The organism is Bacillus cereus group sp. RP37, assembly GCF_040459695.1.
Taxonomy (GTDB): Bacteria; Bacillota; Bacilli; order Bacillales; family Bacillaceae_G; genus Bacillus_A.
In genome coordinates, this window is sequence record NZ_JARVHP010000002.1 from 17,004 (window position 1) to 29,854 (window position 12,851).

The window sequence follows — 12,851 nt, forward strand, 5'->3', positions numbered from 1 at the left end:
GCTAGTTGTATCAAGGGATAAGAGAATTTCATAATTTTTTTTTGTGTTAAGGATACCGCAAACGTGTTGCAAGTTGTGTGATATGTATAAAAGTAGGTGAAAAGGTACCTAAACCCTTGGTATATAAAGAATTAGATTGAAATCTGTAGGGAAGTTAGGGAGAGGATACCGCAAACGTGTTGCAAGTTGATGAACGCAATCATTAAAAATGAATTACAATGATTAACCTTGATATAAAAGGACTTGTTGGCATTTATAGATTAAAAATAGGGAAAGGATACCGCAAACAGTGTTGCATCTTGCGAGAAAAATAAGGGTATGCATACCGCAAACGTGTTGCAAGTTGTGCGATATGTATAAAAGTAAGTGGAAAAGTACCTAAACCCTTGGTATATAAAGGATTAGAGTAAAAATGATAGAAAAATTAGGGAAAGGATACCGCAAACATGTTGCATTTTATGTATCTAACTTATTCAAAATATGAGAAAAATAGCTTAAAAACTTTAAAATGACATGATTTTTTAAAAATTACTTGGTTGAGAAATAAATTATACTGTTGCAAGTTGAAAGAAATAGGGCAAGGATACCGCAAACGTGTTGCAAGTTGAGAAAAATAAGGAAAATAAAGCGCAAAAGGAATGTAAGTAAGGAGAGATAGGTAAGAGAAAGAGCAAACTGTTGCAAGTTGAAGAGTTAAGGCAAACAAAGCGCAAAGGAATGTAAGTAAGGAGAGATAGGTAAGAGAAAGAGCAAACTGTTGCAAGTTGAAGAGTTAAGGCAAACAAAGCGCAAAGGAATGTAAGTAAGGAGAGATAGGTAAGAGAAAGAGCAAACTGTTGCAAGTTGAAGAGTTAAGGAAAGCAAAGCGCAAAAGGGATGCAAGTAAAGTGGAATAGGGAAGAAAAAGAGCAACGATGTTGCAAGTTGAAGAGTTAAGGGAAACAAAGCGCAAAGGAATGTAAGTAAGGGGAAGTAGGGAATAGGAAGAGCAAACTGTTGCAAGTTGAAGAGTTAAGGAAAGCAAAGCGCAAAAGGAATGTAAGTAAAGTGGAATAGGGAAGAAAAAGAGCAACGATATTGCAAGTTGAAGAATTAAGGCAAACAAAGCGCAAAGGAATGTAAGTAAGGAGAGATAGGTAAGAGAAAGAGCAAACTGTTGCAAGTTGAGAATTATAAGGGAAACAAAGCGCAAAAGAAATGTAAGTAAGGAGAGATAGGTAAGAGAAAGAGCAAACTGTTGCAAGTTGAAGAGTTAAGGCAAACAAAGCGCAAAGGAATGTAAGTAAGGAGAGATAGGTAAGAGAAAGAGCAAACTGTTGCAAGTTGAAGAGTTAAGGAAAGCAAAGCGCAAAAGGAATGCAAGTAAAGTGGAATAGGGAAGAAAAAGAGCAACGATGTTGCAAGTTGGAGAGTTAAGGAAAGCAAAGCGCAAAAGGAATGTAAGTAAAGTGGAATAGGGAAGAAAAAGAGCAACGATGTTGCAAGTTGAAAAATTAAGGCAAACAAAGCGCAAAGGAATGTAAGTAAGGAGAGATAGGTAAGAGAAAGAGCAAACTGTTGCAAGTTGAGAATTATAAGGGAAACAAAGCGCAAAAGAAATGTAAGTAAGGAGAGATAGGTAAGAGAAAGAGCAACCGTGTTGCAAGTTGAAGAGTTAAGGAAAGCAAAGCGCAAAAGGAATGCAAGTAAAGAAGAATAGGTAAAAGAAAGAGCAAACATGTTGCAAATTGAGGAGTTATGGAAAGAAAGACGCAAAATCTTGTAAATATCTGTTACAATAAATTAAATAAAATAGTAGTAAAGAATTTATGATAAAAACTACTTTGTTGTGATCCATGGTTTAGGGAGGAATATAAAGTGGATAACTTATTACAAATGTTTCGAGATGCTTTGCTAATCTCTGAGCCAATTTATAAAACGAATGAGCTAGTATGGAATAAGTGGAATGCATACTTTAAAGATGTTGAAAACAATAATAATAAAGTATTAACCTCACCGCATGCTTCCCCATCATTTACTGCATTAGTGTCTTGGCTAGAAAAAAAGCAAGAATCCGGTACTACATTAGTACAAATTTATGCCAAAATTGATTCCTATAAGGAAGAAATATATAAAGAAATTGAAGGATTTATAGACAAAGAATTTCAAAATGTAGCATCTTCAAGTTCCATAATATTAGAAAATGATCAAAATATAGAAGAGACCAACATAGTAAACCACGAGGATTATTATGAGGTAAATAACTCTGCTGTTTATTATAAATTAAGAGATGGAATTGCAAAGAATCAATTTGAGGAGGATGACAATACCAAAGTTTTACAATATCCTATTGAAACGAAGTCTTCTAATGGGATGGCCCAACTTTCTTCACATAAAGACGAGGATTTAAGACTTACAAATATTGAAGAAGCTGCCCGATGGAATACCCTTGTTGATGATGTAATGAGTAATATGGATGATTTAACGGCAGATTGTTTAGATGCAATTACAATACAGTGGATCAACGAAGCAAAATCTCCAGATGAGTTTATTGATTTTTCATATGAGCAAGTTTTAGAAATGTGCAACATTCCAAAGACAGTCGTTAAAAATAAAGAATATTATCGAGCTGAAGATAAAATTAAAATAGCAAAGAGAATTGCTGCTTTAGCGAGTATTTTTATCTATTTAAATGATGAAAATGAGGTTGTAGTATTAAATGACCGCGATGATGAAGGAGAACGACTAGAATTAAAGCGTGAGGTTGTTAAGAGATTATTCGTATTAGATTCGGTTGTATTGTGGAGACATAGTGTTACAAATGAGTATATGGGTATTGAGTCTTGTCGTATTAAGCCCGGCAGCTTTTTAACTAATTACTTATATGGATCAAATAATACAACGGCCTTATTGTCTAAAAAAGCACTTGAATATAATAGTTATAGACATAAATATCATAAAAGGTTAATTCGATATTTAACGTGGCAATGGAGAATTAGGCAAATGTATTCATCATTGAAAAAGCCTTATTCTATAGGAGGGGACAAAGGATTACTAGCAGTAATGGACATTCCAAAAGATTGGAAGCCGAATCGTATTAAGGAACAGCTAGAAAATGTTCTAATGGATTTGGAAAATGAGAAAGTAATCTCTCATTGGGAGTATAGTGATCCGCTGGATGAACAACAAATTGGGAAACGTAACTGGTTTAAAAATTATTACGCTAACTTAGGAATAACTATTTTACCTCCTGAGGAAATGCTGCAATCAATGGATAGAGTAATTGGAAAGAAGAGCATAGAAGAGCCTCAAGAACAATTACCTGAAGTAACAGTTGTTAAAGAGATAAAGAAGACTGTAGAATCGGTCGAGCAAATAGAGAAAAAGATTCGTGACCAAATACTGAAAGTACACAATGAAAAAAAGGTAAGCATTCGTGAAATAGCAGATGAAATTAGTATTTCTCCGTCTACATTATCGAGATTTTGTAATCATAAAACAAAACGTTTATCTAAAAAAGCATTAGAAAAGCTAACAAAATGGTGTGAAAGACAAGAAATATTAGAAAAGATGTAACATAGACTAAGTATTTCTCTTAATAATAGTCAAATTAAAAATACACATACATTATGTATGTGTATTTTACTTATTACCAATTACAATAGTCTGAATTCTCTTTATAATTAGTGGTTTTGAAGGGTAAAGGTCCTACTTGAATCTCGATATAGTTATGCTGTTTAATCAACTACAATTAAATTTCTTGTCTTATCGATATGGTTCAGTAACATACGATACTCTTCTTCATACATAGTTAAACGTTGTAAAAGGGATTGATTCTCAGCTTCTAAATCTTCAATTTGATTTTGTAACTTTGTCAATTCATTCACATCTTTATAATTTTGTAGAAAGAGAATAATGTCATCTAATGTAATAGGCAAAGAGTTTGTTTCTTTTTCTGGTGGAGAGAAGGGAATGTTGTTTCCCGCTTTTCGCTCTTGTTTTGCTTGTTGTATTTCTTCTTGATATTGTTTTCTCACATATGAATTCCAACGAAATCCACAGGCTGCGGGTGTTCTAGCTAGTAGTTTTGAGACTTCTTTGAATGCAGCTAACTGTGTTCCACCGTTACGAATATTCTGAAGTACTGTTGATGCGAGAAGTAAATCGTTATCATCAGTCCAGGAATCTTGTCTTGAGATTACCACATTTTAACCTCCTTATATGTTTTATATTACATATATGCAATTACTCAAAATGATAGAAGTTCAACTTCTTTTGAAATAATTGGAGGCAAGTTAATAGAAGTATGTATGATTTTACATGCAAAATTGCATTTAAGGTTGACTATTTTATAAAGGTGTAACTATAATGGTTACAGTTGTGCGACTGAATGAATAAAATTGTCGGTATGAATTAGTTGTATTAACGGTGTATAAACAAGTATTAAATAATGAATGGAGTTGAAAATACAGTCCTACATATAAAACGGTTTGATAAAAAGAAGTTAGGTAATATACATTTTTTTATAATTATATATTGATAAGAAGAGGTGCACGTTTTGAAAATTTTTAAGGGAATTCTAGTTTCTTCAATTGCATTAACAGCATTTAATGGAATAGGCGGTATACTTCCAAGTGAAAAATCAGAAGTTGCCTACGCAGCTACTTACAATTATTCAAATAAGCAATTGAATTCTACTGTACATAAGCAAGCTACTAAACAATTAATTTTAAAATTTAAAAATGAAGCGAATTTACCATATCAGGATGGAATAGAAAAATTCATTAAAGAAGAAAAACAAGATCCTGAATTCATTGGAATTTTAGCTGAATATCCAAATGTAACTATTAATCGACTTTTTAATTCTTTAAATCCTAAAGAAATTAAAAATCTAGGTAAAGAAATAAAAGATTCCGATCATATTTCTTCTAATTTGCTAAACTACTATATTGTAGAAACGCAAGATGATATTGATGTACAAGCATTACTTACAAAAATTGAAAAATCATCTCTTGTTGAAACGGCGTATTTACAGGAAGAAGAGGCGCCACCAGAAGAGCGTTTACCAAATTTATCTGTTAATCCATATGATGAGCCTAGACTTACAAGACAAGGTTACCTTGAACCAGCACCATTAGGAATTAATGCACCTTATGCCTGGAGCATAAAAGGTGGGGATGGAAAAGGGACTACATTCGTAGATATGGAGTATGGGTGGTTATTTAGTCATGAGGATTTAGTGAATCAAAAGATTGAATTGATATCTGGACAGAATAAAAGCGAGCACCATGATCATGGTACCTCAGTCTTAGGAATTGTTTCGGCAGAGGATAATAACATAGGTGGAATTGGGATCGCACCCAAAGCTAAGGTAAAGGTTGTATCTCAGATTAGGGATAACGGAAATTATAATACAGCTGATGCTATTTTAAGTGCGGTTAACAATATGCAAGCTGGAGATATTCTTTTATTAGAGGCACAAGCAACTTACGATGGATATGGGGATAAGAACTATTTGCCTGTGGAAGTAAAACCAGACATATTTGATGCAATTCGTATGGGAACAAATAAGGGTATTATTATTATTGAAGCAGGTGCAAACGGCGGAAATGACTTGGATCAATTTAGAGACCGTAGTGGTAAACAAGTTTTAAATCGTAATAGTCCTGATTTTAAAGATTCAGGGGCAATTATGGTTGGGGCAGCTTCTGCAAGGGTTCCTCATAAACGTTCATATTTCTCTAATTACGGTAGTAGAGTGGATGTGTATGGATGGGGGAATGCAGTAGATACTACAGATGCTAAACCAAGTGAATTTATAACAAATCTATATACATCTAGTTTTGCTGGAACATCTAGTGCATCGCCTATTATTGCTGGTGCTGCTGCATCAATTCAAGGAATTGCAAAAAATAATCAGGGGAGAGTATATACACCAAGCCAGATTAGAGCTATTTTAAGTGACCCTAGTACTGGAACGAAATCTAACGATCCAATCTCTGATAAAATTGGTGTTTTACCCGATCTAAAAGCTATTTTATCTAAACTTGGTTTTTCACCAAACTTAGGGAATGATTCTTCCATTGTATTTCCTGAGGAACAAGAAATAAATAAAGGGAATGGAGGTTCTACTATTACGTTCACGAAAGAGGATTCCGATAATAGTGAAGGAAACTCTAACTTCATTTTCCCAGAATAATAGAAATATCTCCTATTTAGAATAAGGCAAAATAGTATACTCAATAAGAACAAAGGATATGAATTCAATAGAAATATGAATTCATATCCTTTTAATTTTATGCTGTTTTTACTACCTTACAAAAACGTAATGTTAGAGTAATGTTAATGGATTTTGGTAGTGAGAAGATTCGGATATAATTTTTGTGAGAAAAGATATGAGGTGAATAATATGAAACGAATAGTGCTTATGTGTAGTGTTTTTGTGATGTTTACTGTATTGTTATCGGGGTGTAATTTAAATCGTCTTGGTACAGATACATATTATGTGCAAATTACCAAGGATGGTGAAAAATTAAAAGAGAAAAATGTAAATGGGGATACGACTTACGAATATAAATTACCTGGATTTGATAAGGATGGTAAAGAGAAAGAAATGGAGTTTACAGCGTTAAAAAACCTTCGTAAAGAAGCATTTTTACGTATATATTACTCTGAGAAAAAAGGTGTGAAATCTTGGGAAGAGGTTAAGAAAGACGAACTCCCTACAAAAGTAAAAGAAAAATTAAAGGTGGATTAATATATAAGTCTTTGTTAGGGTAATATACCCTCAAATTATTAGAATGTATATTAAAATAGGCTAAAGTTCTTCAGAGTTATAAAAGTAAGAGGCTGACAGTTATTGTCAGTCTTTTGCCTTTGCAAGAAGAAAATATAAAAGACATTTAATAGGCGAAGTGTTGGATTATAAACAATTATTTATGATTCAAAGCTACAACATACCTACTCCAGACCTATAATAATTTTAGGTCAGAAATAAGCTTCTAGTTTTGTTTAAGTATTTGTAGTCGTTTAAAGGATTGATGATTGGTTATGATATAATAAAATTCAAGTATACTAAGGGGGATTAATGAGATGATTTTTCAAGGCATGATAACAGCTATTATAGAAAAATTACAAGAGACGGTGAATCCCTATTGGATAATTGTGTTTGGATCAACGGCTGAGAACAGAGAACGAGAAGATAGTGATATTGATATAGCTTATTTAAGTGACACAACTTTAGGGAACTATGAACGGTTTTTATTAGCGCAGGAGTTAGCTAATATTGTTCATAGAGATGTTGATTTAGTTGATTTATCCGAAGCTTCTACAGTTTTTCAAGCTCAGATTATACATACAGGAAAGACAATATTTTGTTCGGATGAAAAACGTAAGGTCATTTTTGAAATGAAAACCTTAAAAATGTATTCAAAATTGAATGAAGAAAGACAGATAGTATTTGATGATATAAAGAAAAGAGGTTCTATATATGAAGAATGAGGTTATTTTAAATAAAATTTCTACAATAGAGCGTTGTATAAAAAGAATCCAAGATGTGTATGGAAATGACCCTGAAAATTTAGAGGACTTTACAAAACAAGATTCAATAATATTAAACATACAAAGAGCTTGTGAAGCGAGTATTGATTTAGCAATGCATATTGTTGCAGGGAAAAAATTAGGACTACCCCAATCTAGTCGAGAGGCCTTTGATTTATTAGTTACAGCAGGATTACTTAGCGCTGATTTAGCAAATAAGTTAAAGGCGATGGTTGGATTTCGTAATATTGCTGTTCATGATTATCAAAGTGTAAATTTAGATATTGTTCGTCAAATTATTGAAAAACATTTAACTGATTTTAAACTATTTACGAAAGAAGTAATGGGGATATTGGAATTTTAGGCAAAAGAACAGAATAATAGGGCTGAGAAAGAAAGTAATTCTATGATTCCCAAACTAGCTATTGAAACAATCACTTAATTTCGTAAGAAGAAACGCAGTCATAAGATGAATTTGTTTATGTTGTAGTGAGGCTTTGCATGAAATGTATGTAGATAATAGTAGGAACAATAGCCATATACAATTTTATCAACAAATAAGTAAATATTTTCAAAACTAATTTTTATACATATAATGTATACCAAAAACAAAAAAGTTTCCTTGAGGAAACTTTTTTTGTTTTTGGTGAATTTACAGCGATTAATTAATATACAGTTTTTGAGAAAAATGATGAATCATGTCAAATCATCTTCATTTACACGAACATGAACGTAGTATAAAAAGGAAGCATATCTAAAATAATTAAAGGGGCTGAAAAAATGATTAAAAAACTTATTATTGGTTCTATTGCTTTAGGCACAACAATAGGAGTGAGCAAACCTACATTTGCTGCTACAATACATTCTCCATCACATTTTAAAGAAATTCAAAATGTTCATGTGCAATCCCTACACTCTCCATGGCAGTATTTAGGGCAAACTTCAAGGGAACTGCAAATTAAAAGTAAGGATCCAAAAGTACTAGCTTTTGAACTAGCAAAAGAAGCGCCATTTTACCAAGAAGAATTAGTAGACATATGTTCGGTAATTTTAGATGCAAATGTAGATGTTGTATATTGGACAAGTAAGGAATGGGTTAGATTTGAAGAAGGAAATTATGAATTTAAACATGAAATTAAAATTTTTAGAGATAAAGAACGTCAGCAATTAATTACTGCGCTAGAATCTTAGATCTTTTACACAAAAGAAGCTATGCCATACTCCCCTCATAGTAGATAGGAAAAAGAAAACACATTAACCTATTTATTATGGAGGGGATTTTTCTATGGGTAAAATTAGAGTCACTGACGATGTAGAATATAAGAAAAAAGTATTGGATGTATACTAAAAGAATGTATGAGGTATAAATAATTGAGTCTTTTTTTATTTAACATGTGTACGTTTATTACTGATGAAAATCGTACTACAATTACATCCATGGCTTATATTGTAGGAGTATGTCCTTTAGTATTTTTTAATACAAAAGTTTCGTAATAAGAATTTACTGATTGTGCTATTTCATACGACTTTAAGATAATTGAAGAAATAAATTGGATTAGGCTAAAAGGGTTTAGGTTTACTTTGTACAAGTAGATATTAAAATGTTATAGAAAAATAAGGAAAATAGTTATAAAATAGGAAACTGGAAGGAACTTTCCAGTTTGTTTTTGTTGTGCGAGATAAAGATGGCCAAAGATGAGAGCTTAAGAATTCTTTTCTTCGTCTAAAACTAACACTTAACATAATGGATCTAGAAGGTATCAGTACAAATGGAAAAGGTGAAGTAGTAGAAGGTAAACGTCTTCCTACTAATAGATTTCCCAAATCAGCTGGATATATATAAGATGAGATTGCAAATGGGAAAACTGATATTTGTAGAATAGATTGTAATGGGGTTCAAAATAAACTTTAGCATTATTAATTATAGGTTTCATAACTATTATTTCTTTAGTGGAGATATATAAGAGATTGTTGTAAATTAGCTGTATTTTAATGCTCATTACAATGGCAGGATGCTTTGAGATTTAAATACATAAATGCTTAGATTCGTTAAATTATTACTTTAAATATAGTGAAGCTATCAGTATACAAGGAAAAAAACTCTATCAAACGAAAAAAATTGGAACGTTTGGTTGAATGACTAGTATGCTATTTCAAATATTTAAATTAATAACAGAAAGAGAACCTTTTTATATGTTACTACTTTGTTTTTGTATTGTTGAAAATAAGAAAGGTGAAATCAATGAAAAAATATTGGCATAAGCTATCGTTGCTTCAGAAAAATATATTACTAACGGTATTAGTAATTCTAACGCTTGTGGGAAGTATGGGGGCGTTAAGTTTTAATATGTTTCAAAATAGTATGATGTCTATGTTTGAAAGGCAGTCTTTTGAAACAGGCGATATAATAATAAATCAATTAGATCTAGAAGTAGTAAGAGATGTAGCAAAAGACCCCACAGCACAAAAAGTGAAGAAAGAAAAATTGACAGAGCAATTAGATAAAGCTATAAAGAATATGAAAAGTGTCGGACAAACATATGTTACAGGAGCCAAGCTAAATGATAAAGCTGAATTACAATTAGTAGCTTTGGATACAGAATTAGTAAATACAGTTTCTGTAAAACTAGGTTCTGTAAAAGCAGGTGACTATTATGAGCATCCTACTCATTGGAAGAAGGCATACGACAAAGTAATGAAAACGAAGCAGGCACAAATGACCGAAGTGTATGGAGATGCACTAGGTACATGGGTAACAATTTTAGAGCCAATTACAGATGAAAATAAAAATATAATAGCAATTGTTGCAGCAGATTTGGATGCTTCTATTATTCCTCTTACAAAGAAACAATTTATAGTGCACGGTTTACTATTTATAATAATTTCATTAACCATCGCAATTACAATTCAAATATTCATCTCACGAAAATCTCTATCGCCTTTAAAGGATCTACAAGAAGGGTTACGTAAAGTTGGTGAAGGTGATTTAAGTATTAAATTGAATGAAAGGTCTGATGATATAGGGATAACTAATAGCTATTTTAATAACACTATTAAAAAGTTTAATAAAATTATAGATAAAGTAAGGCAGACTGCTGAACAGGTTTCGACATCTTCACAAGAATTGTCGGTAGGTACAAAAGAGAATAGCATATCCTTTAAAGGAATTGCGAGTGCTATTACAGGATTAAATTTAGGAGCACATTCTCATGAACATGTAGTGCAAAAATGTTTAGGAATTGTTCAAGAAATGGAAAGTAAGATGAAAGAAATGAAAGGAGCTGCCAAACAAGTTGCGACTGCTTCGGAAGACATGGAACAGCATTCTGGAGAAGGAAAAGATTTGATTAAGCAAATTGTGAATCAAATGAAAAGAATCCAAGGTACAGTTCAAGATGTATCTTTTAGTATTTATGTATTAGAAGCACGATCTAAGGAAATTAATGAAATTCTTACTATAATTACAACCATTTCAAATCAAACAAATTTATTAGCTTTAAATGCTTCTACTGAAGCTTCATGTGTTGGAGAGATGGGAAAAGGATTTTCAGTTGTTGCAGATGAGGTACGTATATTAGCGGAAAGAACCGAGGCATCTGCAAGGAATATAACGAATTTAATTGGTGAAACCCAAGCTGAATCAGAGGAGGCTGTAAGATCCATACTGAAGTGTTCAAAGGAAGTGGAATCAGGAATAACGCTTGTTCAAAGTAGTGGTGCTTTCTTTGAAAAGATTTCAGGATCTGCACAATCTGTTACAAATCAAATTAAAGCGATTTCGAATAATTCAAGTGACATTTTAAAAGATTCTCAAACTATTGTTAAGGTTGTAAATGAATTATCACACATTGCAAATACATATGTGCATAGCAGTGGTAATGTAGAGACAAGTATGAAAGAGCAAGAACTGTATGTACAAGATATTGCAGAGTTAGCGAATTCTTTAAATTGGCTCTCCCAAGAGTTACAGGAGTTAATAGAGGAATTCAAAAGTAAGTAGGATAGGAGAAGGTGTAGGTATGACCTATACCTTTATTTATTCCCACATAAGGGATGAAAGTTTAGGTATATATGTAAAATGGCTAAACAAATAAATTTTTTTGCATATTTTGTTGGAAATAGAGCATGATATTACCAAATCCAACGGAGGTGTTTAAAAAATGCAAATTCGCGAAAATAATAATTCAAACGAAATCTTAATAGCAGCTGCAGCAAGTGCAATTGAACAAATGAAATATGAAATTGCTCAGGAGTTTGGTGTTACACTTGGACCAGATTCAACAGCAAGAGCAAATGGTTCAGTAGGTGGAGAAATTACAAAACGATTAGTTCGTATGGCGCAAGAACAGTTATCTGGTCAATATAAAATTCACTAAAGTTAAAGGTATATCCCATGGAAGGGATATACCTTTTTAATTTGCCTTTAAAGAGGATAGTGAAAATCTTTACTGCTAGTTAAATTTAGACACTGCAAATTTGGCTGTGAAATTCATCTTCTTCATGTAAGAAGAATTTACTCCTGCTTGAAATTGAACAGAAATATTACCGTCTTTTTGTGCTTTGAATACGCGACCGTATGGTGAATTAGCATTGTATGTGCCAATTACTTGATCATCCGCATCAAAGACTGTATAAGAAATTGGGAACCCGGAATTTTGTACAAAGACCGTAAGTTCTTCCCCTTTACTAAGATTAAATGATTCTTTTTGAGAAACTTCATAGGAACTCATAGAGTAATATTTTGTAACTTCTTGAATGTCTAAGTTCGTAGTTGCCGCACTTGCTTTTGGTGCCTCTGCTCCTGGTAAATTCATACCTGATAGTACTGCAATTCCTAATGCCCCTGCTAAAATAACTTTTTTCATAATGCTAGTTCCTCCTTTAATAAATTGTGAGATTTGAAAACGAAGTGAAAATATCACTTCTTGAAACCATTATAGTTACAACGAGAATGATTTTCAATGAGATTTGATATGTAATTCTGCATACATAAGATAAAGATATAAGGTAATTTATCCGAAGTTTAAAGTGTTCTTAAAGAAGGAGAGGACAAATCTTCAAAACTATGAATGGGACGGTAACTGTTTTTTGCATGCGTTGGTACTATAAGTAAATATTTAGTTGGCTTTATTTTTGTGCATTGTATGTAAATAAACATTTAAATGTTGATAAAGCTGTATAATTTGGAATTATTAAACGGAATGAGAGGTTATATGTTATAAAAAGCTGCAATAAGGTTCAGCATCCTAATCTTATTGTGTATATTTAGCCTATGTATGTCGTTTGTATTAAAAATAAGAAGTCTCTCAAAAAGAGGCTTCTTATTTTTGGTA

10 protein-coding genes are annotated in these 12,851 nt (G+C 32.2%); 8 read left to right on the plus strand and 2 right to left on the minus strand.

Annotated features, from left to right (window positions below; translation table 11 throughout):
• The first annotated feature begins 1,857 nt into the window (after positions 1 to 1,857).
• Positions 1,858 to 3,555: a helix-turn-helix domain-containing protein gene (locus tag QCI44_RS28400; protein WP_016135730.1), complete on the plus strand. Its 1,698-nt coding sequence runs from the start codon at positions 1,858 to 1,860 to the stop codon at positions 3,553 to 3,555.
• Between the two features lie 161 nt (positions 3,556 to 3,716).
• Here QCI44_RS28400 and QCI44_RS28405 read toward each other — a convergent pair whose 3' ends face one another.
• Positions 3,717 to 4,184, minus strand: coding sequence for an RsfA family transcriptional regulator (locus tag QCI44_RS28405; protein ID WP_087953982.1), 468 nt, complete (start codon positions 4,182 to 4,184; stop codon positions 3,717 to 3,719).
• 353 nt (positions 4,185 to 4,537) lie between these two features.
• Here QCI44_RS28405 and QCI44_RS28410 point away from each other — a divergent pair, with 353 nt between their 5' ends.
• From QCI44_RS28410 to QCI44_RS28440, 7 genes are all read left to right on the plus strand, one after another.
• Entirely contained in the window at positions 4,538 to 6,178 is a 1,641-nt protein-coding gene (locus QCI44_RS28410; RefSeq protein WP_353811538.1) for a S8 family peptidase, read from the plus strand.
• A gap of 210 nt (positions 6,179 to 6,388) precedes the next feature.
• Positions 6,389 to 6,736, plus strand: coding sequence for a YxeA family protein (locus tag QCI44_RS28415; RefSeq protein ID WP_000822914.1), 348 nt, complete (start codon positions 6,389 to 6,391; stop codon positions 6,734 to 6,736).
• A 335-nt stretch (positions 6,737 to 7,071) separates the two neighbouring features.
• A complete protein-coding gene (mntA, locus tag QCI44_RS28420; RefSeq protein WP_000577173.1) occupies positions 7,072 to 7,479 on the plus strand; it encodes a type VII toxin-antitoxin system MntA family adenylyltransferase antitoxin in 408 nt (135 codons plus the stop codon).
• On the plus strand, positions 7,469 to 7,882 hold the full coding sequence (gene hepT, locus QCI44_RS28425; RefSeq protein ID WP_000787540.1) for a type VII toxin-antitoxin system HepT family RNase toxin: 414 nt from the start codon (positions 7,469 to 7,471) through the stop codon (positions 7,880 to 7,882). The genes mntA and hepT overlap by 11 nt, the downstream gene beginning before the upstream one ends.
• A 416-nt stretch (positions 7,883 to 8,298) precedes the next feature.
• A complete protein-coding gene (locus QCI44_RS28430; protein WP_173601892.1) occupies positions 8,299 to 8,709 on the plus strand; it encodes a hypothetical protein in 411 nt (136 codons plus the stop codon).
• A 1,051-nt stretch (positions 8,710 to 9,760) separates the two neighbouring features.
• Positions 9,761 to 11,518 carry a methyl-accepting chemotaxis protein gene (locus QCI44_RS28435; RefSeq protein ID WP_353811539.1) on the plus strand — a complete coding sequence of 586 codons (1,758 nt, stop codon included), beginning with the start codon at positions 9,761 to 9,763 and terminating at the stop codon, positions 11,516 to 11,518.
• Between the two features lie 160 nt (positions 11,519 to 11,678).
• Positions 11,679 to 11,894: an alpha/beta-type small acid-soluble spore protein gene (locus QCI44_RS28440; protein ID WP_001167047.1), complete on the plus strand. Its 216-nt coding sequence runs from the start codon at positions 11,679 to 11,681 to the stop codon at positions 11,892 to 11,894.
• Positions 11,895 to 11,969: 75 nt separating this feature from the next.
• Here QCI44_RS28440 and QCI44_RS28445 read toward each other — a convergent pair whose 3' ends face one another.
• The gene (locus QCI44_RS28445; RefSeq protein ID WP_070169553.1) at positions 11,970 to 12,383 is read right to left on the minus strand and encodes a hypothetical protein; all 414 of its coding nucleotides are present in this window, start codon (positions 12,381 to 12,383) and stop codon (positions 11,970 to 11,972) included.
• Positions 12,384 to 12,851: the final 468 nt, after the last annotated feature.

Excerpts from the sequence above, each read along its gene's own strand:
- QCI44_RS28445 (WP_070169553.1), bottom strand. The coding sequence starts at position 12,383 with ATGAAAAAAGTTATTTTAGCAGGGGCATTAGGAATTGCAGTACTATCA.
- QCI44_RS28435 (WP_353811539.1), top strand. The coding sequence starts at position 9,761 with ATGAAAAAATATTGGCATAAGCTATCGTTGCTTCAGAAAAATATATTA.
- QCI44_RS28440 (WP_001167047.1), top strand. The coding sequence starts at position 11,679 with ATGCAAATTCGCGAAAATAATAATTCAAACGAAATCTTAATAGCAGCT.
- QCI44_RS28415 (WP_000822914.1), top strand. The coding sequence starts at position 6,389 with ATGAAACGAATAGTGCTTATGTGTAGTGTTTTTGTGATGTTTACTGTA.
- QCI44_RS28430 (WP_173601892.1), top strand. The coding sequence starts at position 8,299 with ATGATTAAAAAACTTATTATTGGTTCTATTGCTTTAGGCACAACAATA.
- hepT (WP_000787540.1), top strand. The coding sequence starts at position 7,469 with ATGAAGAATGAGGTTATTTTAAATAAAATTTCTACAATAGAGCGTTGT.
- mntA (WP_000577173.1), top strand. The coding sequence starts at position 7,072 with ATGATTTTTCAAGGCATGATAACAGCTATTATAGAAAAATTACAAGAG.